This window comes from Streptomyces sp. NPDC001380 (assembly GCF_042895785.1).
Taxonomy (GTDB): Bacteria; Actinomycetota; Actinomycetes; order Streptomycetales; family Streptomycetaceae; genus Peterkaempfera.
In genome coordinates, this window is the sequence record NZ_JBIAWP010000014.1 from 137,346 (window position 1) to 162,484 (window position 25,139).

Annotated in this window: 24 protein-coding genes and 3 tRNA genes; 12 read left to right on the forward strand and 15 right to left on the reverse strand. The window is 75.1% G+C overall.

Features of this window, described 5'->3' with window-relative positions:
- Window positions 1–262: 262 nt before the first annotated feature.
- The gene (locus tag ACFY07_RS18805; RefSeq protein WP_390869804.1) at window positions 263–544 is read right to left on the reverse strand and encodes a hypothetical protein; all 282 of its coding nucleotides are present in this window, start codon (window positions 542–544) and stop codon (window positions 263–265) included.
- A 320-nt stretch (window positions 545–864) separates the two neighbouring features.
- Here ACFY07_RS18805 and ACFY07_RS18810 point away from each other — a divergent pair.
- The 4 genes from ACFY07_RS18810 (at window position 865) to ACFY07_RS18825 (ending at window position 2,435) form a co-directional block, all read left to right on the forward strand.
- A tRNA-Asn gene (locus ACFY07_RS18810) sits at window positions 865–937 on the forward strand.
- Window positions 938–984: 47 nt separating this feature from the next.
- Window positions 985–1,057 (forward strand) — tRNA-Asn (locus tag ACFY07_RS18815).
- 140 nt (window positions 1,058–1,197) lie between these two features.
- Window positions 1,198–1,271 (forward strand) — tRNA-Ile (locus ACFY07_RS18820).
- A 321-nt stretch (window positions 1,272–1,592) separates the two neighbouring features.
- Window positions 1,593–2,435, forward strand: coding sequence for an EI24 domain-containing protein (locus tag ACFY07_RS18825; protein ID WP_390869806.1), 843 nt, complete (start codon window positions 1,593–1,595; stop codon window positions 2,433–2,435).
- 53 nt (window positions 2,436–2,488) lie between these two features.
- On the opposite strand, the gene ACFY07_RS18830 is transcribed toward ACFY07_RS18825, so the two are convergent.
- Window positions 2,489–2,920 carry a MarR family winged helix-turn-helix transcriptional regulator gene (locus ACFY07_RS18830; RefSeq protein WP_230649778.1) on the reverse strand — a complete coding sequence of 144 codons (432 nt, stop codon included), beginning with the start codon at window positions 2,918–2,920 and terminating at the stop codon, window positions 2,489–2,491.
- Window positions 2,921–3,012: 92 nt separating this feature from the next.
- Here ACFY07_RS18830 and ACFY07_RS18835 point away from each other — a divergent pair, with 92 nt between their 5' ends.
- A complete protein-coding gene (locus ACFY07_RS18835; RefSeq protein WP_390869807.1) occupies window positions 3,013–4,038 on the forward strand; it encodes an NADP-dependent oxidoreductase in 1,026 nt (341 codons plus the stop codon).
- A 64-nt stretch (window positions 4,039–4,102) separates the two neighbouring features.
- On the opposite strand, the gene ACFY07_RS18840 is transcribed toward ACFY07_RS18835, so the two are convergent.
- Window positions 4,103–4,750: a hypothetical protein gene (locus ACFY07_RS18840; protein ID WP_390869809.1), complete on the reverse strand. Its 648-nt coding sequence runs from the start codon at window positions 4,748–4,750 to the stop codon at window positions 4,103–4,105.
- A 245-nt stretch (window positions 4,751–4,995) separates the two neighbouring features.
- Window positions 4,996–5,277, reverse strand: coding sequence for a hypothetical protein (locus ACFY07_RS18845; protein WP_390869811.1), 282 nt, complete (start codon window positions 5,275–5,277; stop codon window positions 4,996–4,998).
- Window positions 5,278–5,682: 405 nt separating this feature from the next.
- Here ACFY07_RS18845 and ACFY07_RS18850 point away from each other — a divergent pair, with 405 nt between their 5' ends.
- Window positions 5,683–6,177 carry a DUF3145 domain-containing protein gene (locus ACFY07_RS18850; RefSeq protein WP_390869812.1) on the forward strand — a complete coding sequence of 165 codons (495 nt, stop codon included), beginning with the start codon at window positions 5,683–5,685 and terminating at the stop codon, window positions 6,175–6,177.
- A gap of 151 nt (window positions 6,178–6,328) precedes the next feature.
- Here the strand turns inward: ACFY07_RS18850 and ACFY07_RS18855 are convergent, their stop codons facing one another.
- From ACFY07_RS18855 to ACFY07_RS18885, 7 genes are all read right to left on the reverse strand, one after another.
- A complete protein-coding gene (locus tag ACFY07_RS18855; RefSeq protein ID WP_390869814.1) occupies window positions 6,329–7,078 on the reverse strand; it encodes a class F sortase in 750 nt (249 codons plus the stop codon).
- Window positions 7,079–7,203: 125 nt separating this feature from the next.
- Window positions 7,204–7,881, reverse strand: coding sequence for a hypothetical protein (locus ACFY07_RS18860; RefSeq protein WP_390869817.1), 678 nt, complete (start codon window positions 7,879–7,881; stop codon window positions 7,204–7,206).
- 280 nt (window positions 7,882–8,161) lie between these two features.
- Entirely contained in the window at window positions 8,162–9,430 is a 1,269-nt protein-coding gene (gene fabF / locus ACFY07_RS18865; RefSeq protein ID WP_390869819.1) for a beta-ketoacyl-ACP synthase II, read from the reverse strand.
- 142 nt (window positions 9,431–9,572) lie between these two features.
- Entirely contained in the window at window positions 9,573–9,815 is a 243-nt protein-coding gene (locus ACFY07_RS18870) for an acyl carrier protein (protein WP_230649762.1), read from the reverse strand.
- Window positions 9,816–9,939: 124 nt separating this feature from the next.
- Window positions 9,940–10,986, reverse strand: coding sequence for a beta-ketoacyl-ACP synthase III (locus tag ACFY07_RS18875; protein WP_390869821.1), 1,047 nt, complete (start codon window positions 10,984–10,986; stop codon window positions 9,940–9,942).
- Window positions 10,983–11,945 carry an ACP S-malonyltransferase gene (locus tag ACFY07_RS18880; RefSeq protein ID WP_390869823.1) on the reverse strand — a complete coding sequence of 321 codons (963 nt, stop codon included), beginning with the start codon at window positions 11,943–11,945 and terminating at the stop codon, window positions 10,983–10,985. The genes ACFY07_RS18875 and ACFY07_RS18880 overlap by 4 nt, the downstream gene beginning before the upstream one ends.
- 91 nt (window positions 11,946–12,036) lie before the next feature.
- On the reverse strand, window positions 12,037–13,215 hold the full coding sequence (locus tag ACFY07_RS18885; protein WP_230650224.1) for a CdaR family transcriptional regulator: 1,179 nt from the start codon (window positions 13,213–13,215) through the stop codon (window positions 12,037–12,039).
- 436 nt (window positions 13,216–13,651) lie between these two features.
- Here ACFY07_RS18885 and ACFY07_RS18890 point away from each other — a divergent pair, with 436 nt between their 5' ends.
- Window positions 13,652–14,425 (forward strand): pirin family protein, encoded by a 774-nt coding sequence (locus ACFY07_RS18890; RefSeq protein ID WP_390869825.1) that lies wholly within the window; start codon window positions 13,652–13,654, stop codon window positions 14,423–14,425.
- A 108-nt stretch (window positions 14,426–14,533) separates the two neighbouring features.
- On the opposite strand, the gene ACFY07_RS18895 is transcribed toward ACFY07_RS18890, so the two are convergent.
- On the reverse strand, window positions 14,534–15,367 hold the full coding sequence (locus ACFY07_RS18895; RefSeq protein ID WP_390869827.1) for a serine hydrolase domain-containing protein: 834 nt from the start codon (window positions 15,365–15,367) through the stop codon (window positions 14,534–14,536).
- A gap of 225 nt (window positions 15,368–15,592) precedes the next feature.
- Here ACFY07_RS18895 and ACFY07_RS18900 point away from each other — a divergent pair, with 225 nt between their 5' ends.
- A complete protein-coding gene (locus tag ACFY07_RS18900) occupies window positions 15,593–16,096 on the forward strand; it encodes a MerR family transcriptional regulator (RefSeq protein ID WP_390869829.1) in 504 nt (167 codons plus the stop codon).
- Complete coding sequence (locus tag ACFY07_RS18905) at window positions 16,093–17,100, forward strand: aldo/keto reductase (RefSeq protein WP_390869831.1); 1,008 nt, start codon at window positions 16,093–16,095, stop codon at window positions 17,098–17,100. The genes ACFY07_RS18900 and ACFY07_RS18905 overlap by 4 nt, the downstream gene beginning before the upstream one ends.
- A gap of 82 nt (window positions 17,101–17,182) precedes the next feature.
- On the opposite strand, the gene ACFY07_RS18910 is transcribed toward ACFY07_RS18905, so the two are convergent.
- From ACFY07_RS18910 to aceE, 3 genes are all read right to left on the reverse strand, one after another.
- On the reverse strand, window positions 17,183–17,527 hold the full coding sequence (locus ACFY07_RS18910; protein ID WP_390869871.1) for an MmcQ/YjbR family DNA-binding protein: 345 nt from the start codon (window positions 17,525–17,527) through the stop codon (window positions 17,183–17,185).
- Window positions 17,528–17,633: 106 nt separating this feature from the next.
- The gene (locus tag ACFY07_RS18915) at window positions 17,634–18,836 is read right to left on the reverse strand and encodes an alpha/beta hydrolase (protein ID WP_390869833.1); all 1,203 of its coding nucleotides are present in this window, start codon (window positions 18,834–18,836) and stop codon (window positions 17,634–17,636) included.
- A 686-nt stretch (window positions 18,837–19,522) separates the two neighbouring features.
- Window positions 19,523–22,273: a pyruvate dehydrogenase (acetyl-transferring), homodimeric type gene (gene aceE, locus ACFY07_RS18920; protein WP_230649747.1), complete on the reverse strand. Its 2,751-nt coding sequence runs from the start codon at window positions 22,271–22,273 to the stop codon at window positions 19,523–19,525.
- Window positions 22,274–22,901: 628 nt separating this feature from the next.
- Here aceE and ACFY07_RS18925 point away from each other — a divergent pair.
- From ACFY07_RS18925 to ACFY07_RS18935, 3 genes are all read left to right on the forward strand, one after another.
- Window positions 22,902–23,342, forward strand: a complete 441-nt coding sequence (locus tag ACFY07_RS18925) for a DUF3052 domain-containing protein (protein ID WP_230649746.1) — start codon at window positions 22,902–22,904, stop codon at window positions 23,340–23,342.
- A 303-nt stretch (window positions 23,343–23,645) separates the two neighbouring features.
- Window positions 23,646–24,104, forward strand: a complete 459-nt coding sequence (locus ACFY07_RS18930; protein WP_390869835.1) for a peroxiredoxin — start codon at window positions 23,646–23,648, stop codon at window positions 24,102–24,104.
- A gap of 271 nt (window positions 24,105–24,375) precedes the next feature.
- A complete protein-coding gene (locus ACFY07_RS18935) occupies window positions 24,376–24,951 on the forward strand; it encodes a TerD family protein (protein ID WP_390869837.1) in 576 nt (191 codons plus the stop codon).
- Window positions 24,952–25,139: the final 188 nt, after the last annotated feature.

Here is a 25,139-nt window from a genome sequence, read left to right on the forward strand (position 1 = left end):
TCCGGGGGCGAGATGACTTGGCGGGCGAACGGGGCGGGGGGCGTGAACCGCCCCCCGGGGGGGGGGCCCGGGGGCGCGGGGGGGGGCCGCGGGGCCCCCCCGGGGCCCCCCCGGGGGGGGCGCCCCCGCGGGGGGCCCCCCCCCGCGGCGGGTACGGACGGGCGCCCGCTCTGCCGCGCCCGGTCCGATGTGTGCCTGCTTCCCCGGTCCCGGTCCCGGTGGCCCGGCCGGTCCGCCCGTCGGGCGGAGCCGTCCGGAGCGGTCAGGGACGGCCGGTACCCCAGCCGTCCTCGCCCGCCGCCTTGTCGCGCAGGTAGGGGACCCGGTCGGTGACCGACGGCGGAAGCCTGTCGCCCACCTTGCCAGCCGCCTTCCCGCCGACCTTGCCCGCCGTCTCCCTGGCCTGCCGGGCCGCGTCCTGGAACTTCGGGTTCTGCGTCACGCCGCGTGCGGACTTGGTGATCTGCTCGTAGCGCTCACGGCCGGCCTTGGCCCCCAGTACGTAGCCGGTTGCCAGTCCTGCGAGGAACGTCAGTTTCCCCATCTTCGGCTCCACTCCTCCGCGCGGGCCCGCCCGCGCTCGCTCTCCGTCGGTGCCCGTGCCTGTCGGCACGCCCCTACCCCCGGTGCCCGTCCGTGAACCACCGGTGTCCGGCGGCGGACCGCCCGCGGGCGGGGCACCGTACGGCCGCCCCCACCAGCATCGCCGGGCGCCCGTCCACCCGCGCGCCGGACGCGGCGCGCGGGTCACGGCCGTGCCGTCCGCCGCGGATTGGCGGAGCACCCCCCTACGTGCGCTAATGTATGTCCCGCAGCGAGCGCCGAGGACCCGGACGACCGGGACCGGAGGCGATCCGAGAGCAATCCCGCCTAGCTCAATTGGCAGAGCAGCCGGCTGTTAACCGGCAGGTTATTGGTTCGAGTCCAATGGCGGGAGCTGTGCAGGGCCGCGACGCCCTGCAGCGCCGTGCGTGATCGCACCCGTCCCGCCTAGCTCAATTGGCAGAGCAGCCGGCTGTTAACCGGCAGGTTATTGGTTCGAGTCCAATGGCGGGAGCGTCGCAGTGGAGGCCCCCCGGTGATCCGGGGGGCCTTCGCCGTGCCGGGACCCGGCGCGCGGAGGGGGCGGCTGAGCAGCTATGCTGCGGCAGGCGGCCCGACGCGGGCCGCTCGTGCTGGGGGGCGTCCTGCCGGCACGGGGCGGTAGCTCAGCCGGTTAGAGCAGGGGACTCATAATCCCTTGGTCGTGGGTTCGAGTCCCACCCGCCCCACCCTGGCAAAGCAGGCACTACCAGTCGATACGGTAGGGCCTGCTTCTGCTTTTCCCGGGGTGCGCCCTGCGGGTTTCACCCGTTCGGGGAGGCGCCGGGGAGGGCGCGCGGACCGTCCCGCGCCCGTGGAGGGCGCCCCGCCCCCTCGTCCCGTGCGCACCGCCGCCGCCCGCACGACCCCCGTGGTGTCCCGAGCAGGCGTCCCCGCCGTGCGTCCCGACGGTGCGTCCCGCCGGGGGCCCGTCCGGAGCCCCGGACCGCCCCGCGGCGGGCGGGGACGGGCCCCTGCCGTCCGCGGGGCGGTGCCTCTAGGCTGGGGCCATGCGTGATCTTGCGGCGGGGCTGCGGTATCTGGGCGAGGGCCAGCGCTGGGTGGGGCGGCACGGCCGCTGGTGGGGCTTCGGCCTGCTGCCCGCGCTCGTCACCCTGGTGCTGTACGCCGGGGCGCTGACGGCGCTCGGCGTCTGGGGCGGCGACCTGGCGGCGTGGGCGACCCCGTTCGCGGACGGGTGGGCCCCGGCGCTGCGGTCGCTCCTGCGCGGCCTCTTCACCGCGCTGCTCTTCGGCGCCGGTCTGCTGCTGGCCGTGGTGACCTTCACGGCGGTGACGCTCCTGGTGGGCGACCCGTTCTACGAGGCGCTGTCGGAGCGGCTGGAGGAGTCCGAGGGCGGCTGTCCGGAGGGGCCCGACCTGCCGCTGTGGCGCGCGCTGTGGAACTCCGCCCGCGACAGCCTGTACGTCCTGGTGCGCGCGGTGGGCCTGGGCCTGCTGCTCTTCGTCCTGGGCTTCGTCCCGGTGCTCGGCCAGACGGTGGTGCCCGTGCTGGGCTTCTGCGTCTCCGGCTTCTTCCTCGCCGTGGAGCTGACCGGGGTGGCGATGCAGCGCCGCGCCGTGCCGGTGCGCGAGCGGCTGGCGCTGCTCCGCGGACGCAGGATGCTGGCGCTGGGCTTCGGCGTGCCGCTGGTGCTGCTCTTCCTGCTGCCGCTGGTCGCCGTGTTCGCGATGCCGGGCGCGGTGGCGGGCGCCACGCTGATGGTCCGCGACCTGGTGCCGGACGCCCCCGCCCCGGGCGGGCCGGTCCCGGACGCCGACCAGGACGGGGAGGCCCCCGGTGCCGAGCCGGCGGACCCGTACGGCCACTTGCCGCAGGTCCCCGGGGCGTGAACCCGCGCCGTCCCCGCGTCCCCGCGGCCGCGGGGTCCGGCCGCCCGCGGGCGTCAGGAGCCGGCGCCGTCCAGCATGCGGCGCAGCAGGTCGCGCAGCACGGTGCGCTCGTCACCGGAGAGGGCGGCGAGCGGCTCGCGGGCGAAGTTGAGCGACTCGCGCAGCTCCTCGGAGGCGCTCCGTCCGGAGTCGGTGACCGCGACCAGCTTCACCCGGCGGTCCTGGGGGTCGGCCTCCCGGGTGACGAACCCCCGTGCCTCCAGCCGGTCGACGATGCCGGTGATGTTGGAGGGCTCGCAGCTCAGCGTCTGCGCTATGTGCCGCATCGGCATCGGACCGCGGCGCAGCAGCGCCAGCACCTTGGCCTGGGCGCCGGTCAGCGAGCGGGCGGCGGCCGCCTCCTCGTACTCCTTGTGGAAGAGGGAGACCAGCTTCGCCATGAGGTCGACGACCTCGAGGGTGAGGGGATCCGACTGTCGCGACATGCGACACAGCCTAGCTGAATATTTGACAAGGTGAACTTTTCATCTCCATGGTTGCTTCAGTACCTCGATCTTTTCGGAAGGGACGCGACACCATGGCAGACCAGGCAATCCCCGCCACCGGCCGCGAGTGGCACCTGACCGCCCGGCCCCAGGGCTGGCCGACCCCGGAGGACTTCGCACTCCGCGAGGCCCCCGTGCAGCAGCCCGGACCCGGCCAGATCCTGGTGCGCAACGCGTACATGTCGGTCGACCCCTACATGCGCGGCCGGATGAACGACGTCAAGTCCTACGTCCCCCCGTTCCAGCTGGACCGGCCCATGGACGGCGGCGCCGTCGGCCGCGTGGTGGCCTCGCGGGCCGAGGGCTTCGCCGTCGGCGACGCCGTCCTCCACGGGCTCGGCTGGCGGGAGTACGCCCTCCTCGACGCCGAGCGTGCGGTGAAGGTGGACGCCGACGCGGCGCCGCTCTCGTACTTCCTCGGCGTGCTCGGCATGCCGGGCCTCACCGCCTACGCGGGCCTGCTGGAGGTCGGCTCCTTCAAGGAGGGCGACGCCGTCTTCGTCTCCGGCGCGGCCGGCGCGGTCGGCGGCCTGGTCGGCCAGATCGCCCGCCTCAAGGGCGCCTCGCGGGTCGTCGGCAGCGCCGGCTCCGCGGAGAAGGTCGCGAAGCTGGTCGACGAGTACGGCTTCGACGACGCCTTCAACTACAAGGACGGCCCGGTCGCCGAGCAGCTCGCCAAGGCCGCCCCCGACGGTGTCGACGTGTACTTCGACAACGTCGGCGGCGAGCACCTGGAGGCCGCCATCGGCGCGATGAACGTGCACGGCCGCGCCGTCCTCTGCGGCGCCATCGCCCAGTACAACGACACCGAGCCGCCCGCCGCCCCGCGCAACCTGGTCCAGGTGATCGGCAAGCGGCTGCGCCTGCAGGGCATGCTGGTCGCCGACCACGCCGGACTGCAGCAGCAGTTCACCGAGGAGGTCGCCGGCTGGCTGCGCGACGGCCGCCTCCGCTACGACGAGACCGTCGTGGACGGGATCGACGGCGCCGTGGACGCCTTCCTCGGCATGCTGCGCGGCGCCAACACCGGCAAGATGGTCGTCCGCCTGGCCGGGTGACCTGCGCCGCACGGACCGGAGGCCGTCCCCGCCCGGGGGCGGCCTCCGGCCTGCCGGGGGGCCGTCAGGAACCGCCGTCCGCCGCGCTCCCGTCCCGGGGAGGCGGCACAGCGGCGCCGCGGGGCCCCGCGGGGGGCTCCTCCAGCGGCGCGAGGCGCCCCCCGGCGTCCGCCGCCACGAGCAGGACCAGCGCCCCGCCCCGCCGCTCGGGCCGCACATGGCCGCGGGTGGCCACCCGGTCGGCGGCGCAGGCGGTCCCGCCGCCGCGGAGGGACACCCGCTCGATCGCCGACCGGTCCAGCAGCTCCCCCGCGGCGAGGGTCCCGGTGAGCGACGCCGCGCCGGGGTAGCGGACGGCCCGGCCGCGGCCCAGCGCGTGGGCCGCCGCCGCGGCGTTCGCCGCCTCGGCGGCCGGGGCGGCGCCGTGCCGCCGGTGCCCCCAGGACGCGCCGCCGCCGGGCACGGCGTCCGCGGCGGCCCGCAGCAGCGGCCAGACCGACGGGGCGTCGGCGGCGGACACCTCCACGGTGACGGCCACGTGCGGGTGCTCGCCCAGGATCCGGTGCGTGCAGGCCACCGTGTCCGCGGGCAGCCCGGCCAGGGCGTGCAGGAGCGCGTCGGCGGCGGGCAGGTCGGCGGTGCCGGTGTCCAGCCCCAGCACGGACCTCGGAGCGGCGGCCCGGACCGCGGGTGCGGGCGCGGGCGCCGTCATGCCGGCCGGGGCCGGGCCGCGGCGGTGCCGCAGGGGGCGCCGGGGGTGGCCGGGGTGGACTGTCGGTGCCCCATGGGGGACTCCTCGCTCGCCGGGATGCCGTACGGGTGCGAGGCCGATGCTGGGCGGTCCGGGTGAACGCCGGCCGTCGTGTGCGTGAGACCGCGCCGTACGCCGGATGTGCGTCCGGCGGCCCGCAGCCGGCGGGCCGTACCCGGGGCCCCGCCCGGAGGCCGGAGGGGCCGTCACCCGTCCACGAGCCACTCCACCACGGTCACCCGGAACCAGAAGACCCGGGTGGTGCCCCGGACGTGCACGTGCCAGACGCCGTCGTCCTGGCGGAACGCCTGGCGGACCTGCGGGCGCGAGGGGTGCCGGGGCCGGTGGGTACGGGCCACCTGCTCCGCGAGGCGGCACGCCTCCTGCCGGTCGCGGCCGCCCGGCACGAAGAAGGGAGTGCGCAGGGCGACCCCCGACCCGTAGCCGGGCTCGGTCTCCTCCACCATCACGTGCCACCCGCCGTCCACGGCGCCTCCTCCTCGGGCCGCCCGGCCGCCCGTGCTGCCACCCGCCACCGCCGGCGCCACCGTCGGGAGGGGGGCTGCGGGCGCCTCCGGCGGTGGCTGATTCCGGCCGGGTCCGATGGACCGTCACCCGCGACGGTCCGCCCCGCGATAACGTGTGCTCCAGCAGCGGCCCCGTGGAGCGGTGCGGTGCCGCTGAGGGGTACTCAGCTCTGGATCCGATCACCTGGGGTGACAATCTGTCCGCTTTGGTGGATTTAGTGATCGGATAACGTTTACCGAAAGTCACGCCGGGTAGTGGTGCAGTAGTGGCAGTTGGTGCAGAATGACGGTGCCGGACTGGAAGCACGGGCAAGGGGCACGAGGACGCTGGGGAAGGCGACCCTCGTCCACAGCCTGGAGGTCCCGGTGACGACACGTGGAGTTCTGTACGTCCACTCCGCGCCGCGCGCGCTCTGCCCGCACGTCGAGTGGGCGGTCGCGGGCGTGCTCGGCGTGCGCGTCAACCTCGACTGGATCCGCCAGCCCGCCTCGCCGGGCACCTGGCGTGCCGAGTTCTCCTGGCAGGGGGAGCCCGGTACCGCCTCGCGGCTCGCCTCCGCCCTGCGCGGCTGGCACCTGCTGCGCTTCGAGGTGACCGCGGAGCCCTGTGCCACGGCCGAGGGCGAGCGCTACAGCAGCACGCCCGAACTCGGCATCTTCCACGCCGTCACCGGCATCCACGGCGACATCCTCATCCCCGAGGACCGCCTGCGTGCCGCCATGGCCCGCGCCCGCACCGGCGAGGCCGACCTGGAGGCCGAGGTCTCCCGCCTGCTGGGCAAGCCCTGGGACGACGAGCTGGAGCCCTTCCGCTACGCCGGCGAGGGCGCCCCGGTCCGCTGGCTCCACCAGGTCGTCTGAGCCGCCCGGTCCGGCCGGACGCCACCAGCCGGACCGCCGCCGCGAACGGAACGCGCCGCACCCGACGGGGGACGTCGGGTGCGGCGCTTCTGCGTGGATCCCGGGCCGGGCGTCCGGGGCGGGGGCGCGGCCTGCCGGCCGCGCCCCCGGGTCAGTGCCGGCGGTAGGAGTCCAGGTGGGCGAAGACCACGACGTTGGCCGTGTAGTCCCGCCGCTTGTGGTCGTACGAGCCGCCGCAGGTGATCAGGCGCAGCTGGGCGCTCGGGGTGTCCGCGTAGACCCGCTCGTCCGGGAAGTCGTCCTTCCGGAAGACCTCCACCGAGTCGACCGTGAAGACGGCGGTGGAGCCGTCCGCCCGGGTGATCTCGGCCTTGTTGCCCTTCTTCAGGGCGCCCAGGCCCCAGAAGACGGCCGGGCCCAGCTTGGTGTCCACGTGGCCGAGCACCAGCGCGGTGCCCCGCTCGCCCGGCGTCGCGCCGTCCCCGTACCAGCCGACCAGGTTGCTGTCGGTGTTGGGCGGCGGCTGCAGCACGCCCTTCTTGTCCAGCGTCAACCTGGTGAAGGGCGCGTTCACCCCGATGCGGGGGATGGAGAGCCTGACGGGGGCGGAGGCCGGCATGGCCGGCCCCTGCGGCGCGGGGGCCGCGGCCGGAGCCGACGGCGGGACGGCCTGGGCGCGCGCCGACGCCGCGGGGGTGCCCGGGGTGCCGGAGGCCGGCGCGGGCGCGGCGGCCGGGGCCGGGGCCGGGGCCGGCGGGGAGGTGGCGCCGTCCAGCGAGCTGTGGATCATGAAGAGGCCGAGCAGCACCGCGGCGCCGGCCAGCCGCAGCCGGCCGGCGCCGGCGTCGCGGCCTCCGGCGGACGGTGCCGCGGCGCTGCTCGGCTGTTCCTTGATGCCCATCCTGGCAACCGCCTTCCGTTAGCGGCGGTGTGGCCACCGCCGGGAGTCGGCGGTGGCCACACCGGGTTGTTCAGCAGGACCGGACCGTCCGGGGGGACCGGACCGTCCGGCGGTTCCCGGCCGTGTCAGATGGCGCGGCCCACGCCGCCGCGGCGGCGCAGGCTCCAGGCGCCGGCGCCGAGGCCGCCCGCGAGCAGGACGCCGCCGGCGGCGAGCCCGCCGGTCGAGGCCATGCCGCCACCGCCGGTGTGGACGCCGCCGTGGGGCCTGCGGCCGTAGCCCTCCCCGCGGCCGTAGCCGCCACCGTTGTCGCGGCCGTAGTCGCGGCCGTTGTTGTGGCAGCAGTCGCGGTTGTCGTCCTTGCCCCAGCCCTTGTCCCAGCCCTTGTCCCAGCCGCGGCCGCGGTCGCAGTCCTTGTCGCGGCCGCGGCCGTAGCCGCCGCCGTAGCCGCCGCCGTGGTCGCCCCCGCGGCCGTAGCCGCCGCCGTAGCCGCCGCCGTGGTCGTCGCCGCGGTTGTCGTCCTTGTTGCCCCAGTCCTTGCCGTGGTCGTCGCCGCGGCCCTCGTCCCGGCCGTGGTCGTCGCCGCGGTTGTCGTCCTTGTTGCCCCAGTCCTTGCCCCAGTCGCGGCCGGAGTCCTTGCCCCAGTCCTTGTCGTCCTTGCCGCCCCAGTCCTTGCCGTGGTCGTCCTTGCCCTGCACGGCGGACTTGCCGGGGTCCCAGGAGTCCGCGTGCGCGGCCGGGGCGGCGAGGGCGAGGGCGGCGGCGCTCAGTGCGGCGCCGGCGACGAACGTGCGTGCACGCATGGCGTTGACCTTCCAGCGCCTCCTACGATCGGTGACAGGAAGTCAACTCAGGGGAATCGCGGAGGCACCTCGCTCACCGTCCGTCACCGGAGTCCCGGGCGCCAGCCGACAGTCGCAATCGGGTGAGATGATGATTCTTTCGGCCGAACCGACGGTCCCTCAGACGCCTCGAACGCGAGTGTTCGAGCAGGTCGGGCGGGGTGCCCGCAGACGGCGAGGACCCCGCCCGGATGTCCGGGCGGGGTCCTCGCTGACGGGTCGTCGGGAGCGGTCGCGTGGATCAGTCGCGGCGGAAGGCCAGCACCACGTTGTGACCGCCGAAGCCGAAGGAGTTGTTGAGGGCCGTGATCGGCCCCTCCGGCAGGCTCCTGGGCTCGCCGCGGACGATGTCCGCGTCCACCTCGTCGTCCAGGTCGTCGAGGTTGACCGTCGGCGGTGCCGTGCGGTGGTGCAGGGCCAGCACGGTGGCGACGGTCTCGATGCCGCCGGCGCCGCCCAGCAGGTGGCCGGTCATCGACTTGGTGGCGGAGACCGCGATGTGGTCGAGGTCGTCGCCCAGCACCTTGCGCAGCGCCTTCACCTCGGCGACGTCGCCCTGCGGGGTGGAGGTCGCGTGGGCGTTCACGTGCACGACGGAGGCCCTGTCGAGCCCGGTGGACTCGAACAGGTTTGTCAGCGCGGCCGCCACGCCGCGGCCGGAGGGCTCCGGCTGGGCGATGTGGTGGCTGTCCGCGGACAGGCCCTGGCCGACCGCCTCGCAGTACACGCGGGCGCCACGGGCCGCCGCGTGCTCCGCCGACTCCAGGACCACCACGCCGGCGCCCTCGCCCAGCACGAAGCCGTCCCGGGCCTTGTCGTAGGGGCGCGAGGCGCGCTGCGGCTCGTCGTTGTTCTTGGACATCGCCATCATGTTGGCGAAGGCCGCGATCGGCAGCGGGTGGATGGCCGCCTCGGTGCCGCCGGCCACCACGATGTCGGCGCGGCCGCTGCGGATCATCTCGATGGCGTAGCCGATGGCCTCCGCGCCGGACGCGCAGGCGCTCACCGGGGTGTGCACGCCGGCGCGGGCGCCGATCTCCAGGCCGACGTTGGCCGCCGGGCTGTTCGGCATGAGCATGGGCACGGTGTGCGGGGAGACGCGGCGGACGCCCTTCTCCTTCAGCACGTCGTACTGGTCGAGCAGGGTGGTGACGCCGCCGATGCCGGAGGCGACGACGGTGCCCAGGCGGTCCGGGTCGACCGTGGAGGAGGCGTCGGTCGCCGGGGCGTCGAAGCCCGCGTCGGCCCAGGCCTCCTTGGCGGCGATCAGCGCGAACTGCGCCGAGCGGTCCAGCTTGCGCGCCACCGGGCGCGGCAGGACCTCGCCGGGGTCGACGGCGGCGCGTGCGGCGATCCGCACGGGCAGCTCGGCGGCCCACTCCTCCGTGAGGACGTCCACGCCGGAGCGTCCGGCGAGGAGTGCCTCCCAGGTCGACGCGGCGTCGCCGCCCAGCGGCGTGAAGGCGCCGACACCCGTGACGACCACGGTGGTGCGGTTGTCAGTGGTCACTGGTCTCTTACTCCCACGTGTTCAGCGTGCGAGGCGGCGCTGGTGCCGAGGGGACGCCGGCAGGTGCGCGTCGGCCCGAGCGGTGCTCAGGCGGCCCCGTGGACGGTGGGGGCGGCCCTGCGGCCGCCCCCGGTGCTGTTGGTCAGCTGTTGGCGAGGATGTAGTCGACGGCGTCGCCGACGGTGCGGAGGTTCTTCACCTCGTCGTCCGGGATCTTGACGTCGAAGCGCTCCTCGGCGGCGACGACGACCTCGACCATGGAGAGCGAGTCGACGTCCAGGTCGTCCGTGAAGGACTTGCCCAGCTCGACGTCCTCCGTGGGGATGCCGGCGATCTCGTTGACGATCTCGGCGAGACCTTCCAGGACCTCGTCCTTGGTAGCCATTGCGGCGCTCCTATTCGGGGTGTGTTCTCTGTGGGGCCGGTCCGTCCCGGGCGGGTGCGGACGGCTGTCTGCGGAAAGGGGCGGCAGGCCCCGGTGCCGGGAGGCCCGGTGCCGGGGCCGCGCCCTACGGGAGGGTGACGACCGAGGCGGCGTAGACGAGCCCGGCGCCGAAGCCGATCACCAGGGCCAGGTCGCCGCTCCTCGCCTCGCCGGAGGCGAGCATCCGCTCCATGGCGAGCGGGATGGACGCCGCGGAGGTGTTGCCCGTCTCGGCGATGTCGCGGGCCACCGGCACGGACGCCGGCAGCCTGAGCGCCTTGATCATGGCGTCGGTGATGCGCATGTTGGCCTGGTGGGGGATGAACGCGCCGAGCTGGTCGGCCCTCACCCCGGCGGCGTCCAGCGCCTGCTGGGCGACCTTCGCCATCTCCCACACCGCCCAGCGGAAGACCGTCTGGCCCTCCATGCGCAGCGCCGGCCACTTCACCTCGTCACCGGCGCCGTTGACCGCGTCCTGCTTGGCGAACGCGGTGTCCCACGCCTGGGTCTGCGAGATGACGTCGGCCTGGGAGCCGTCCGACCCCCAGATCACCTTGCCGATGCCGGGCTCGTCGGACGGGCCGACCACGGCCGCGCCCGCGCCGTCGCCGAAGATGAAGGCGGTCGAGCGGTCCGAGGTGTCGGTGAGGTCGCTCAGCCGCTCCACGCCGATCACCAGCACGTACTCGGCGCTGCCGGCGCGGACCATGCCGTCCGCCAGGCCCAGGCCGTAGCCGAAGCCGGCGCAGGCGGCGGAGATGTCGAAGGCGGCGGCGGTGCCGCAGCCCAGCCGGTGCGCGATCTCGGTGGCGATCGCCGGCGTCTGCTTGAAGTGCGAGACGGTGGAGACCACCACCGCGCCGATCTGCTCCGGGGCGATGCCCGCCTGGGCGATCGCCTTGCCGGCCGCCTGCACCGACATCTCGGAGACGCTCTCCTCCGGGCCCGCCCAGCGGCGCTCGGTGATGCCGCTGCGGGTGCGGATCCACTCGTCGGAGGAGTCGATCCACCCCAGGACCTCCTCGTTCGGGATCACCCGGACGGGGCGGTAGCCGCCCACGCCGTGGATCCGCGAGAAGGCCGCGCCGCTGCTGGGGCGGATGCGCGGGGCCGCGCCGGTGGTGTCGGTCATGCGTTCACGCCTTCCGTGGCGGTCGGCCGGGTGGCCTCGCCGTGCTCGGCGACCAGCCCACGGGCCCTGTCCAGGTCGGCGGGGGTCTTGAGGGCCAGGGTCTCGACGCCCTTGAGGTTGCGCTTGACCAGGTTGGTGAGGGTGCCGGCGGGCGGCACCTCGATGACGCAGGTGGCGCCGAGCCTCTCCAGGGCCTCCATGCACAGGTCCCAGCGCACCGGGCTGGAGACCTGCGAGACGAGGCGGGCCAGCACCTCGGCGCCGGAGTCCACCACGCCGCCGTCCCGGTTGGAGACGTAGGCGGGGCGCGGGTCGGCGGCCGTGATGCCGGGGGCGATCCGGGCCAGGGCCTCGACGCCGGGGGCCATGTGGTGCGTGTGGAAGGCGCCCGCGACGCTCAGCGGCATGAGCCGGGCGCCTGCCGGCGGGTCCGCCTTGAGCGCGTCCAGCTGCTCCAGGGTCCCGGCGGCGACGAGCTGGCCGCCGCCGTTGTTGTTCGCCGCGGTCAGGCCGTGCGCCTCCAGCTTCGCGGCCACCTCGGCCGCGTCCCCGCCGAGGACGACGGTCATGCCGGTGGCGGTCGTGGCGGCGGCGCCGGCCATGGCCAGGCCGCGCTGCCGGACGAAGGCCATCGCCGACTCGTCGCTCAGCACGCCCGCGGCCGCGGCCGCGGTGATCTCGCCCACGCTGTGCCCGGCCACCGCGCCGACCTGCCCGAGGGCGGCGGCGTCGGGCAGCAGGGCGTGGACGGCGGCGAGGCCGGCGGCGACCAGCAGGGGCTGCGCGACCGCGGTGTCCCTGATCTCGTCGGCCGACGCCTCGGTGCCGTGGCGGACGAGGTCGAGGCCGGCGACGGCGGACCACCAGTGCAGCCGGTCGGCCACACCGTCCACCTCGAGCCAGGGGGCGAGGAAGCCGGGCGTCTGGGCGCCCTGTCCGGGAGCGACGAGTACGAGCACGGAATCAACCCTCTCCTGCCGGGCACTCCGGCACGGGTAGACGGCGGTCACCAAGAAACTACACGCGGTTTGTGGATTCCCTACAGCGGCCTCAGCGTCGGCCTTCCGGCGCGTCGAGGCGGCCCAGCGCGAGGGCGATCCGCAGCGTGAAGGCCGAACGGACGTCCGAGGGCGTGTAGCCCGTGACGTCGGTCACACGTCGCAGCCGGTAGCGGACGGTGTTGGGATGGACGAAGAGCATCCGCGCCGCGCCCTCCAGCGACGACGCCTGCTCCAGGTAGACCGAGAGCGTCTCCAGCAGCGCGGAGCCGGCCTCCTCCAGCGGGATGTAGATCTCCTCCACCAGCTGGCGGCGCGCCGCGGGATCACCCGCCAGCGCCCGTTCCGGCAGCAGGTCGTCCGCCAGCACCGGCCGCGGCGCGTCCGGCCACGCGCCGCAGGCGCGCAGCGCCCCCGACGCGGCCTGCGCCGACCGGGTCGCCGACAGCAGGTCGCCCACCGTCGGGCCCACCACCACCGGGCCGGGCGCGAACTGGCCGATCAGCGCCCGCGCGGCGTGCATCGGATCCATCGAGCCGCCGACCACCACCACCAGGCGGTCGCCCAGCACGCCGGTCAGCACGTGCAGCCGGGCCCGTCGGGCGGCCCGCCGGATCGCCTCCACCACCAGCTCGCTGTCGCCCTCCGGCGCGCTGCCCATCACCACCATCACCTGGTCGGGGGAGCCCCAGCCCAGGGCCGCGGCCCGCGACAGCACCCCCTCGTCGGCGTCGCCGGACAGCAGCGAGTTGACCACCAGGGCCTCCAGCCGCGCGTCCCACGCGCCGCGGGCCTCGGCGGCCTGCGCGTACACCTGCGCCGTGGCGAACGCGAGCTCCCGCGCGTACACCAGCACCGCCTCGCGCAGCCCCGCCTCGTCGCCGGGGGCGGCCACCTCGTCGATGGCCTCCTCGACCACCTCGATGCTGATCCGGATCATCTCCACCGTCTGACGCAGCGTCACCGCCCGGGTCAGCTCGCGCGGGGCGGTCCCGAACACGTCGGTGGACATCGCCTGCGGCGCCTCCGGGTGGCGGAACCACTCGGTGAAGGCGGCGATGCCCGCCTGTGCGACCAGGCCGATCCAGGAGCGGTGCTCCGGCGGCATGCGCCGGTACCAGGAGAGCGTCTCGTCCATCCGCTGGATGGCGTTGCTGGCGAGCCGGCCCGAGGCCTTCTCCAGGCGGCGGAGCGTCTCGGCGTGCCGCTCGGCGGCGAGCCTGCGCTCCAGTGCGGTGCCGCGCCGCGAGCCGCGGTCCGCGGAGACGGCGGTGTCCGCGCCGTCGGCCGTACCGGGGCCGTCACCGGGGCCGGCGGCGGCGTCCTCCGTCCCCGCGGCGGAGCCGTCGGCCGTCCCGTCCCCCGCGCCGGCCCGGGGGCGGACGGGCTGCGAGCGGGCGGTGGCGCGGGACCGGGCGGCGGGCGGGGCGGCTCTCCGCGCAGCGGCGGGGGCCACGTCGGTCACCGGATCGGTCGCTGCGTTCTTCGCTGAGGCGGCTGGCACAGCACTAGCGTGCCTCACGCATTGCAGTGCTCGTGCACGCCCTCCCGTCCGAAAGCGGTGGCAACGGTCACATATCCGCAGGTCGATCCGGTTGCCGGGGCAATTCCCGATATCTTCCCGGTGCCGGGTCCCCGCCCGGCGGCCCACCGGAAGGGACCGTGCCGTGACCGACCAGCCCCGCCCGCGCGCGGAGGTGCGCCGCGCCGCCGAGCGCTACCGCTCCACCCCGGCCGAGGGTGTCGAGACCCGGCACTCCTTCTCCTTCTCCGGCCACTACGACCCGCGCAACACCCACTTCGGGGCGCTGCTGGCCTGCAACGAGGAGCTGCTCGCCCCCGGCGCGGGCTTCGACGAGCACCGCCACCGCGACGTCGAGATCCTCACCTGGGTCCTGGAGGGGGCGCTCGCCCACCGCGACGACCGCGGCCACGCCGGGGTGGTCCGGCCGGGCATGGTCCAGTACCTGGGGGCCGGCTCCGGCGCCGTCCACACCGAGCGCAACGCCGGGGGCGCCTCCGGGCCGGTGCGGTTCGTGCAGATGTGGCTCCAGCCCGACCGCTTCGGCGCCGAGCCCGTCTACGGGCTGCGCCGCCCGGAGCCCGGGACCGGCGGGACCACCCTGCTGGCCTCCGGCATGCCGCGCGACGCCGGCCGCGACGCACTGCGGCTGCGCCGCGCCGACGCCGCCCTCCACCACGTCGCGGCCGGCCCCTGGGAGCCGCCGACCGGACTGCCGCAGGCGCCCTTCCTCCACCTCCACCTGCTGCGCGGCTCGCTGGGCTTCCGCACCGCGGCCGGGCCCCACGGCACCGGGCGCGACCTGCGTCCCGGCGACACCGCCCGGATCACCGGCCCGGCGCTCGTCGCCCCCGCGGCCGGGGAGGACGGCGCCGAGCTGCTGGTGTGGGAGATGCACTCGGGCCTGCTGGTGGGCTGAACCCGGCCCGGCGGGGCTGCCGCGGCCCGACCGGCCCGACCGGCCCGACCGGCCCGTCTGCCCGACCGGCCCGACCGCCCGACCGGCCCGACCGCCGCGCCGGTTCGGCTACCGCGCCAGTTCGGCGAGGACGCCGTCGGTGAAGGGCGGCCACGCCTCGGCGGCCCAGTGGCCGAAGGCCCGGTCCGTCAGGCAGACGCAGGCCGCGCCCGCCGCCGGGTCGACCCACAGGAAGGTGCCGGACTGGCCGAAGTGGCCGAAGGTCCGCGGCGAGCTGTGCGCGCCGGTCCAGTGCGGGGACTTCCGGTCCCGGATCTCGAAGCCCAGCCCCCAGTCGTTGGGGCGCTGGTGCCCGAAGCCCGGCAGCACCCCGCTCAGCCCCGGGTACGCCACCGTCCGGGTGGCCGCCTCCACCGTGGAGGGGTCCAGCAGCCGCGGGGCCTGCAGCTCGGCCGCGAAGCGCGCCAGGTCGGCCGCGGTCGACACCCCGCCCGCGCCCGCCGGGCTCCGGTGGCCGGCGTCGATCCTGGTGGCGGTCATCCCGAGCGGCTGGAACACGGCCTCCGCCGCGTACTGCGCGAAGGGGATCCCCGACGCCTTCTCCAGCGCCTCCGCCAGCACGTCGAAACCGGCGTTCGAGTACAGCCGCCGCGTCCCGGGCGCCGCCATCGACCGGTGCTCGTCGAAGGCCAGGCCCGAGGTGTGGGCGAGCAGGTGCCGCACGGTGGAGCCCTCCGGGCCCGCCGGGTCGTCCAGCTCGAAGACCCCCTCCTCCACCGCGACCAGCGCGGCGTACGCGCTCAGCGGCTTCGTCACCGACGCCAGCGGGAACGCGTGCTCCTGCGGCCCGTACGACCCCAGCACCGCTCCGTCCCGGCCCCGCACCACGGCGGCCGCCGCCGTCGGCACCGGCCACTGCCCGATCACCCGCAGACTCTCCATGGCCCCGACTCTACGGGCCCGCCCCGGACGGCCCCGCCGCCGGGGCGGTGGACCAGGACGGTGGATCCGGGCCGTGGAGCTGGGCGGTGGACCTGGGCCGTGGACCGGCATGCGGGGCCGGATCCGGGGGAGCAGCCTGACGTGCTTGCCTGGAGCGCACTCCAACTCGCTAGCGTCGAGGACGTCGCACCTCGCACCGGACCGCAGGGAACCAGGGGTACCGCCATGGCCGTCGCCCGCCCGATCACGCCGATCACGCCGACCGCCCCTGCCGCCGCGCCCCGGGCCTCCGCCGCGGCGGAGGCCCGCACCCCGCCCCCGGCATCGGCGGAGCCCGACGCCACCCCCCGCCACACCATCGGCGAGGCGGCCGCCCGCAGCGGCCTCAGCGTGCACACCCTGCGCTGGTACGAGCGGATCGGCCTGCTGGACCCCATCGACCGCTCCTACTCGGGGCAGCGCCGCTACAGCGACCGGGACCTGGGCTGGCTGGCCTTCCTCGGCAAGCTGCGTCTCACCGGCATGCCCGTCGCCGACATGGTCCGCTACGCGGAGCTCGTCCGCGCCGGGGGCCACACCTCCGGTGAGCGGCTCGACCTGCTGCGCGCCCACCGCGAGGAGGTCCGGCAGCGCATCTCCGACCTGCAGGCCACCCTCGCCGTCCTCGACCACAAGATCGACCTCTACTCGGACGCCGCACGCGCGGCGGAAGGGAACCGCACCGCATGAGCACCCTCCCCACCACCACCCTCGGCACCGGCGGCCCCGTCGTCGGTGTGCAGGGCCTCGGCTGCATGGGCATGAGCGAGTACTACGGCCCCACCGACACCACCGAGGCGCTCGCCACCCTCGACCGGGCCCTGGAGCTCGGCGTCACCCTCTTCGACACCGCCGACGTCTACGGCTCCGGCCACAACGAGGAGCTGATCGGGCCCTTCGTGCGGGCCAACCGCGACCGGGTGGTCCTGGCCACCAAGTTCGCCATCGAGCGGCGCGCCGACGACCCGGCGTACCGTGCCGTCAACAACAGCCCCGCCTACATCCGCTCGGCCGTCGACGCCTCGCTGCGCCGCCTCGGGGTGGACGTCATCGACCTGTACTACATGCACCGCCGCGACCCCGCCGTGCCGCTCGCCGAGTCGGTCGGCACCATGGCCGAACTGGTGCAGGCCGGCAAGGTCCGCCACCTCGGCCTGTCCGAGGTCACCGGTGCCGAGCTGCGCGAGGCGCACGCCGTGCACCCGATCGCCGCGCTGCAGTCGGAGTGGTCGCTCTTCTCCCGCGACACCGAGCGCTCCGCCGTGCCGGCCGCCGCCGAGCTCGGTGTCGCCCTCGTCCCGTACTCGCCGCTCGGCCGCGGCTTCCTGACCGGTGCGTTCGCCTCCGCCGAGGAGCTGGGCGAGGACGACTTCCGCCGGCACCAGCCCCGGTTCAGCGGCGACAACGCCCGTGCCAACGCCGCGCTGGTCGAGCCGGTCCGCAAGATCGCCGCCGACCGCGGCGCCACCCCCGCCCAGGTCGCGCTCGCCTGGGTGCACCAGCGGGCGGAGGTCCACGGCCTGTCCGTCGTGCCCATCCCCGGCACCCGCCGCCGCAGCCGCCTGGAGGAGAACACCGCCGCCGCCGCGCTGCGCCTCACCGAGGCGGAGCTGGCCGCGCTGGAGCCGATCGCCGGCCGCGTCGCCGGCGACCGCTACCCGGACATGAGCGCCACCTCGACCGCCCGGGAGTGACCGCCCTCGGGCAGCCCCCGGGAGCGGCCCCCGCGAGCAGCCCCCGCCCGGGGCGGCCGGCCCCCCGCCGGCCGCCCCGGGCTCAGCCGCGCCCGGTCGCGTCGGACTCCCGGACCAGCCGCCTCGGCGCGGTGCGCCGCCACGCCTCCGCCAGCAGGTCGCGCAGCTCGTCGGGGTCGACCCGGCCCAGCTCCACCCGCACCCACCCGAAGCGGCCGGTGTACGGCGCGGGCGAGAAGACCTCCGGAGCCTCCGCGACCAGCTCCGCCTGCTCCTCCCGGGACGCCTTCACCGAGACGGCCCCGTCGTCCTCCGCGCCCATGGCGAAGATCCGCTCCCCGACCCTGAGCGTCACCTGCGTCTCCCAGGTCAGCCGCTCCACGGCCCGCGGCAGGGCGAGCCCCATGGCCCTGAACTCCTCGAACATCACCACACGCCCAGGCTGGGGGCCGGGTCCGACAACCGGCCCGCCCCCGCGCCGCAGCCGGGCCGCCCCCTCCGCCCCCGGGCGCCCGGCGCGCACGTCCGCGGCCTCAGCGCACGTCGCCGTAGCGGCCGAGGGCGATGGCGGCGAAGTTGTGCAGGCTGGCGGTGCCCGGCGAGAGGTAGCCGGTGTGGCCGGCGGCGCCTGCGGCGGAGACCACCCGGGCGCCGAAGGCCGGCCCGGTGGGGTCGGCGCCGTGGCCGATGCCGGCGATCTCCACGTACGGGACGTCGCCGATCCAGTCCGTGGTGTCGCGCGCCGCCCACAGCCGCACCCCGTCGCCCAGCTGGCGGGCGTGGTCGACGCACATGCCCGGGCTGCCGAAGACGACCATGTCGGTGACACCGGCCGGATTGTCCGCGGTGCGCCGGCCGGCCCGGATGCCCGGCGCTGCCGCGCCGCACACGACGGAGCCGTAGGAGTGGCAGAGCAGGGACGGCACCCCCGCGTCCGGCGCGGTCGCGGCGAGCCCGGCGAGCAGGCGCCGCAGCCTCGGCGCCCCGGCGCGGGCGAGGCGGTCGGTGGCGGTGTCGGGGCCGAGGCCGACGGGGGTGGTGTACCCGGCCCAGGCGACCACCGCGGTGCGGACGTCCGGCGCCAGCCGCCGCTGCTCGGCGTGGAGGGCCCGGCCCATGCCGGCCGCGGAGTGCGCCGCGTCCTGTCCGGGGGCGGGCTCGCGGTCGAAGCGGCCGAGGTCGGTGTCGGCCCCGGGCACCAGCACCGAGACCCGCCGGGCGGAGGCGAGGTCCCCGTAGACCTCGGCGACCAGGCCGCGTCCGCGCGGGTCGAAGGCGAGGATGCGGCGGCCGGGCCGCAGGAGCCGGTCGCAGACGGCGGCGCGGTCCGCGGCGGCGGAGCGGTCGGCGGCGGAGCGGGCGGGGTCGGCTGCCGTGCGCCGGGCGGCGGACCGCTCGGCGGCCAGGGCGAGCGCGTTGGCGCGGTAGCGCAGGGCGGGCGGCGCCCCGTCGAGGTTGCCGACGACCAGCGGGTAGCGGGCCGCGAGCAGCTGCCGCTCGACCGGGGGCAGGCGGGCGAAGAAGGCGGCCACCGAGGCCGGTGACGCGTCGGCGGGGTCCGGCGGCGCCTGCCCGCCGAACAGCTGCCGGTTCCAGGCGTCGCTCCCGGCCGGGGGAGCGGTGACGGGCACCTGCTCGCCCGCGGCGACCGCGCCGCCGGCCGCGGCGCCCGTGTCGGCGAGGACGGCGACGGCGGCGAGGACGGCCACGCCCAGGCGCCTGAGTTCGATCCGCATGGATGGGTTCCCCCCTGATTCGCCGACCGTCGAGCCGGTCGTGCCCGGAGGTCCTGCTGTGCCGTGTGCCGTCTGCGGCGGCGTCTTTCCGCACGTGGTGCCGTGCGCCGCCCGCAGTGCCGAGTTCCGGGCCCACCCTAAGCGGACGCGGGCATCCCTCCCGACCACGGACGGCCCAGCAAACCAGGATGAAAATGTGCAAAGCGCCTCCTTGGGGAGGCGGTTTTTACGGCTTGCTCACATGCGGACGGTCCGGAGGAGGCGCTCTGTCGCGCCTCGGGGGCGCGTGCTTCCAGCGACCCGCCCCGGGCGAGGGCCGTCCGCGCCCGCCCTGCCGCACGGCCGCGGGCGCACCCGCCTCCTCTCCGGACGCCGGTCCGGACCGGCGGCCGCCGACCTCCGCGGCTGTGCGTACACACGTACGAGTGATTCCGGGCGGAGTGCCCGGCGCGGCGGTGTGCCGGGAGGCGAACCTGGTCCCGGACCGGCGCCCGCACCGGGCGCCCTCACGGGGGAGGACGCGTCCGATGAACCGCACTGCTGCCGTCGCCACCGCCACTGTCGCCACGACCGCCACCACAGGTGCCACCGCCGCCGTCAGCGCCGCCGGGCCCGGCCGGGGGACGCCGCAGGGGCCGGACCCCGGGGAGGGATCCGGCCCCTGCGGAGGGGGCGTACCGGGACGGTCAGGCGTCGCCGCCCGCCGCGCCCGGGTCGGCCGCGGACACGTCCAGCAGCTGGTAGCGGTCGATGGCCGCCTTCAGCACGCTGCGGTCGACCTTGCCCTCCTTGGCGAGCTCGGTCAGCACCCCCAGTACGACGGACTGCGCGTCGATGTGGAAGAAGCGGCGCGCCGCACCCCGGGTGTCGGCGAAGCCGAAGCCGTCCGCACCCAGCGACTGCCAGGTGCCCGGCACCCAGCGGGAGATCTGGTCCGGCACGGCCCGCATCCAGTCCGAGACCGCGACGAACGGCCCCTCGGCGCCGGCGAGCTTCCGCGTCACGTACGGGACGCGCTGCTCCTCCTCGGGGTGGAGCAGGTTGTGCTCCTCGCACTCCACCGCCTCGCGGCGCAGCTCGTTCCACGAGGTGGCGGACCAGACGTCGGCCTTGACGTTCCACTCCTCGGCGAGGATCCGCTGGGCCTCCAGCGCCCACGGCACGGCCACGCCCGAGGCGAGGATCTGCGCCGGGATCTGGCCGGCGTCGCCGGCCCGGTACCGGTGCAGGCCCTTGAGGATCCCGTCGACGTCCACGTCGGCGGGCTCGGCCGGCATCTGGATCGGCTCGTTGTAGACGGTGAGGTAGTAGAAGACGTCCTCGCCGTTCGGGTGCGCCTCGTCGGAGCCGAACATCCGCCGGATGCCGTCCTTGACGATGTGGGCGATCTCGAAGCCGTACGCCGGGTCGTAGGCGACCACGGCCGGGTTGGTCGAGGCCAGCAGCTGCGAGTGGCCGTCGGCGTGCTGCAGGCCCTCGCCGGTCAGCGTGGTGCGGCCCGCGGTGGCGCCGAGCACGAAGCCGCGCGACAGCTGGTCCGCCATCTGCCAGAACTGGTCGCCGGTCCGCTGGAAGCCGAACATCGAGTAGAAGACGTACACCGGGATGAGGTGCTCGCCGTGGGTCGCGTACGAGGAGCCCGCCGCGATCAGCGAGGCGGTGCAGCCGGCCTCGGAGATGCCGTCGTGCAGCATCTGGCCGGTCGGCGACTCCTTGTACGCCAGCAGCAGCTCGCGGTCGACCGACTCGTAGGTCTGCCCCAGCGGGTTGTAGATCTTCGCCGAGGGGAAGAGCGAGTCCATGCCGAAGGTGCGGTACTCGTCCGGGGCGATCGGCACGAAGCGGTTGCCGATGCCCTTGTCCCGCATGAGGTCCTTGAGCAGCCGGACGAAGGCCATCGTGGTGGCGATGGACTGGTTGCCCGAGCCCTTCTTCATGGCCTTGTAGGTGTCGTCCCCGGGCAGCTGCAGCTTCGTGGGCCGCACCTTGCGGGTCGGCACGTAGCCGCCGAGCTCGCGCCGGCGGTCGTGCATGTACTGGATCTCCTCGGAGTCCCGGCCGGGGTGGTAGTACGGCGGGGCGCCGGACTCCAGCTCCTTGTCCGTGATCGGGAGGTGCAGCCGGTCGCGGAAGCGCTTGAGGTCCTCGACCGTGAGCTTCTTCATCTGGTGCGTGGCGTTGCGGCCCTCGAAGTTCGGGCCGAGCGTCCAGCCCTTGACCGTCTGCGCCAGGATCACCGTCGGCTGGCCCGTGTGCTCGCGGGCGGCCTTGAAGGCGGCGTAGACCTTCCGGTGGTCGTGGCCGCCGCGGCCCAGGTGCTGGATCTGCTGGTCGGTCATCGACTCGACCATCTTGCGCAGCCGCAGGTCGCTGCCGAAGAAGTGCTCCCGGATGTACGCGCCGGTCTCGGTCGCGTAGGTCTGGAACTGGCCGTCCGGGGTGGTGTTCAGCTTGTCGACCAGGACGCCGTCGCGGTCCTGGGCGAGCAGCGGGTCCCAGGTGCGGTCCCAGATCAGCTTGATCACGTTCCAGCCGGCGCCGCGGAAGACCGACTCCAGCTCCTGGATGATCTTGCCGTTGCCGCGGACCGGGCCGTCCAGGCGCTGCAGGTTGCAGTTCACGACGAAGGTGAGGTTGTCCAGGCCCTCGCGCGCGGCCAGGCTCAGCTGGCCCAGCGACTCCGGCTCGTCCATCTCGCCGTCGCCGAGGAACGCCCAGACGTGCGAGTCCGAGACGTCCTTGATCCCGCGGGCGGTGATGTAGCGGTTCATCCGGGCCTGGAAGATCGCGCCGAGCGGGCCCAGGCCCATCGACACGGTCGGGAACTCCCAGAAGTCCGGCATGGAGCGCGGGTGCGGGTAGCTGGACAGGCCGTACGGCGCCTTGGACTTCTCCTGGCGGAAGGAGTCCAGCTGCTGCTCGGAGAGCCGGTCCAGCAGGAAGGCGCGGGCGTAGATGCCGGGGGAGGCGTGGCCCTGGAAGAAGATCTGGTCGCCGGAGGCGCCCTCGGCGTCCTTGCCGCGGAAGAAGTAGTTGAAGCCCACGTCGTACAGCGACGCGGAGGAGGCGAAGGTGGCGATGTGGCCGCCGACGCCGATGCCCGGGCGCTGCGCGCGGGAGACCATCACGGCCGCGTTCCAGCGGGTCGCGTTGAGGACCTTGCGCTCGATCTCCTCGTTGCCGGGGAAGAACGGCTCGTTCTTGGTCGCGATGGTGTTGATGTAGTCCGTGCTGCGCATCTCGGGCACGGCGACACGCTTCTCGCGGGCGCGCTCGATCAGCCGCAGCATGAGGTAACGGGCGCGCTCGCGGCCGCGCTCGTCGACGGCCGCGTCGAGCGACTCCAGCCACTCCGCGGTCTCCTCCGGATCGAAGTCCGGGACCTGGCTGGGAAGGCCGCCAATGATGATCGGGTTGCGATCGGATCCGGAAGCCACGCTGTTCCTTCACTGTCGGTCGTAACTGAGGTGGTGTCGCGCCGCCTCCATCGTGTACCGCGCTCGGAGATCCGTCATCTCTACCGATGGGTAACCGGTTCCGCCACCGGGGCGGGCCGGTCGGGCGCCGCAGCGGCGGCCGCACCCGGTGACGGGCCGCGCTGCCCGCACCCTCGGCGCCCGCACCGCTCCGGTGCCGGTTGTTACGACGAGGTGGCCCGACCTGTGCCCGTGAGGGCTGGTGTGAGGGCCAACAGGAGACTCTACGCCGCGTCGCGCGGTGCCTTCGAACGGCGCCCGTCCCGGGCGCCCCCGAAGGGGGCCGGGCGCCGTCGCGAACCGCCGCCGCACGGCGCGCGTCCTCACCGTCGCGCGTGCACCGGATGTACCGCGGGTAGGCGGACGGCGACCGAGCGGTGTCCGGCGGGCTGCCATCCGGCTTCGCCACGCCCGTTCGGATCAGGACAAAACCGGGGCACAGGCCCCACAATCGACAGCGAGGCTTGCTGCGACACGTCAACGTTCGGGCGGGAACGGGCGCCGGGTACTTGCGCGAACCGCCCCGCCCGTGTGGACTACGGCCACAAGCCCGGCACCGACGCCGGGCCGGATACAGGAGGTCATTCCCGTGAGCGCGACCGCGGACCCCGCGGAGGACAGGTCCAACCCGGCACTCCGGTTGGGCTTCGAGCCCGGACAGGTGGTCCAGGAGCTCGGGTACGACGACGACTGCGACCAGGAGCTCCGCGAGGGGATCGAGGGCCTGACCGGCACCGATCTCGTCGACGAGGACTACGACGACGTCGCCGACGCCGTGCTGCTGTGGTTCCGCGAGGAGGACGGTGATCTCACCGACGCCCTGGTCGATGCGCAGGAGTACCTCGCGGACGGCGGCCTGGTGTGGCTGCTGACCCCGAAGACCGGCCGCGACGGCCACGTGGAGGCCAGCGACATCGCCGACGCCGCCCGCACCGCCGGTCTCTCGCAGACCAGCTCGGTGACGGTGGCCAAGGACTGGGCCGGCACCCGCCTGGCGACCCCCAAGGCCGCCCGCCCGGCCAAGCGCTGAGCGGACCCCGATCTGCAGGCCGGTTCCCCGGCCGCACTGCGGGCCCCGTCGGAGACCTCTCCGGCGGGGCCCGCCGCCGTGTGCCGGCGGGCCGCCGGTGCTCCCGCCCGCCGGCCGGCGTTTCCGCCGGCCGCGCACCCGCCCGTCCGCCCGCCCAGCCGCCCGCCGTTCACCCTTGGCGAACGCGGCTGCACGAGAAGCCCCGGGGTGCAAAGCCCCGCCCCCGGACTCCGGCCCGAAGTGCAAGGATGTGACCCGGCCGCCCCGCCCGGGACGGCGCAGTCGAACAGGAGGGTCGCACCCATGGCGATCGAGGTCGGCAGCAAGGCCCCGGACTTCGAGCTGAAGAACCAGCACGGCGAGCCGGTCAGGCTCTCCGACTACCGCGGTGCCAAGAACGTCGTCCTGGTCTTCTACCCGTTCGCGTTCACCGGCGTCTGCACCGGCGAGCTCTGCGCGATCAAGGAGGAGCTGCCCCGCCTGCAGAACGACGACGTGCAGATCCTCGCCGTCTCCGTGGACTCGCCCTTCACCCTGCGCGTCTTCGGCGAGCGCGAGGGCCTGGAGTACCCGCTGCTCTCCGACTTCTGGCCGCACGGCGGCGTCGCCACCGCCTACGGCGTCTTCGACGACGAGAAGGGCTGCGCGGTCCGCGGCACCTTCGTCATCGACAAGGAGGGCGTGGTCCGCTGGTCCGTCGTCAACGGGCTGCCCGACGCGCGCGACGAGCAGGAGTACCTCAAGGTGCTCGCCTCGCTCTGACCCGGCCGCGCCCCGAGGCCGCCGCGCCGCGGGCCCGCCCCGTCCGGGGCCCGCGGCGCCCGCGGTCCGGAGCGCCCCCGGTCCGGGAGCCCCCGGTCCGAGGGCTCCCGGACCGTCCCGTTCCCGGTCTGCCGCGCCTGATCCCCGCCGGGGGAACCCGGCACTACGATCGGGCCGTTGGCCGGACAGACCCCCGGCCGTTTCGGACGCACCGGCCGGGGCAGACCGCACCGCGGGGGCACCGGCGTGCTCCCCGACCATTGGAGGACTCGTGGGTGTCAGCCTCAGCAAGGGCGGCAACGTCTCGCTCACCAAGGAGGCGCCCGGCCTGACCGCCGTCATCGTCGGCCTGGGCTGGGACGTCCGTACGACCACCGGGACCGACTTCGACCTGGACGCCAGCGCCCTCCTGGTCAACGAGGCCGGCAAGGTCGGGGCGGACGGCAATTTCGTCTTCTTCAACAACCTCAAGAGCCCCGACGGCTCCGTCGAGCACACCGGCGACAACCTCACCGGTGAGGGCGAGGGCGACGACGAGCAGATCAAGGTCAACCTGGCCGCGGTCCCCGCCGACGTCATCAAGATCGTGTTCCCGGTGTCCATCTACGACGCCGAGAACCGCCAGCAGAACTTCGGCCAGGTCCGCAACGCCTTCATCCGCGTGGTGAACCAGGCGGGCGGTGCGGAGATCGCCCGCTACGACCTGTCCGAGGACGCCTCGACCGAGACCGCCATGGTCTTCGGCGAGCTCTACCGCAACGGCGCCGAGTGGAAGTTCCGGGCCATCGGCCAGGGCTACGCCTCGGGCCTGCGCGGCATCGCGCAGGACTTCGGCGTCAACGTCTGAGTCCGGCGCACCACGGCCGCGGCGGGGCCGCCGGGCGAACGGTCCGGCGGCCCCGCGCCCCGTACGGGACCCACACCCGTGCGGAGCGGCGGCCGGCCGGCGAGTCCGGCAAGTCCAGCGGGCCGGGCACCAGCCGTCCGGGCCGGCGGGGGCGCAGCGGTCCTGCGCGCCCGTGCGGCGGCGGCGCG

Coding starts and splice junctions, on each gene's coding strand:
- ACFY07_RS18805 (WP_390869804.1), bottom strand. CDS start 544: ATGGGGAAACTGACGTTCCTCGCAGGACTGGCAACCGGCTACGTACTG.
- ACFY07_RS18825 (WP_390869806.1), top strand. CDS start 1,593: ATGCGTGATCTTGCGGCGGGGCTGCGGTATCTGGGCGAGGGCCAGCGC.
- ACFY07_RS18830 (WP_230649778.1), bottom strand. CDS start 2,920: ATGTCGCGACAGTCGGATCCCCTCACCCTCGAGGTCGTCGACCTCATG.
- ACFY07_RS18835 (WP_390869807.1), top strand. CDS start 3,013: ATGGCAGACCAGGCAATCCCCGCCACCGGCCGCGAGTGGCACCTGACC.
- ACFY07_RS18840 (WP_390869809.1), bottom strand. CDS start 4,750: ATGACGGCGCCCGCGCCCGCACCCGCGGTCCGGGCCGCCGCTCCGAGG.
- ACFY07_RS18855 (WP_390869814.1), bottom strand. CDS start 7,078: ATGGGCATCAAGGAACAGCCGAGCAGCGCCGCGGCACCGTCCGCCGGA.
- ACFY07_RS18860 (WP_390869817.1), bottom strand. CDS start 7,881: ATGCGTGCACGCACGTTCGTCGCCGGCGCCGCACTGAGCGCCGCCGCC.
- ACFY07_RS18870 (WP_230649762.1), bottom strand. CDS start 9,815: ATGGCTACCAAGGACGAGGTCCTGGAAGGTCTCGCCGAGATCGTCAAC.
- ACFY07_RS18875 (WP_390869821.1), bottom strand. CDS start 10,986: ATGACCGACACCACCGGCGCGGCCCCGCGCATCCGCCCCAGCAGCGGC.
- ACFY07_RS18895 (WP_390869827.1), bottom strand. CDS start 15,367: ATGGAGAGTCTGCGGGTGATCGGGCAGTGGCCGGTGCCGACGGCGGCG.
- ACFY07_RS18900 (WP_390869829.1), top strand. CDS start 15,593: ATGGCCGTCGCCCGCCCGATCACGCCGATCACGCCGACCGCCCCTGCC.
- ACFY07_RS18905 (WP_390869831.1), top strand. CDS start 16,093: ATGAGCACCCTCCCCACCACCACCCTCGGCACCGGCGGCCCCGTCGTC.
- ACFY07_RS18910 (WP_390869871.1), bottom strand. CDS start 17,527: ATGTTCGAGGAGTTCAGGGCCATGGGGCTCGCCCTGCCGCGGGCCGTG.
- ACFY07_RS18915 (WP_390869833.1), bottom strand. CDS start 18,836: ATGCGGATCGAACTCAGGCGCCTGGGCGTGGCCGTCCTCGCCGCCGTC.
- ACFY07_RS18930 (WP_390869835.1), top strand. CDS start 23,646: ATGGCGATCGAGGTCGGCAGCAAGGCCCCGGACTTCGAGCTGAAGAAC.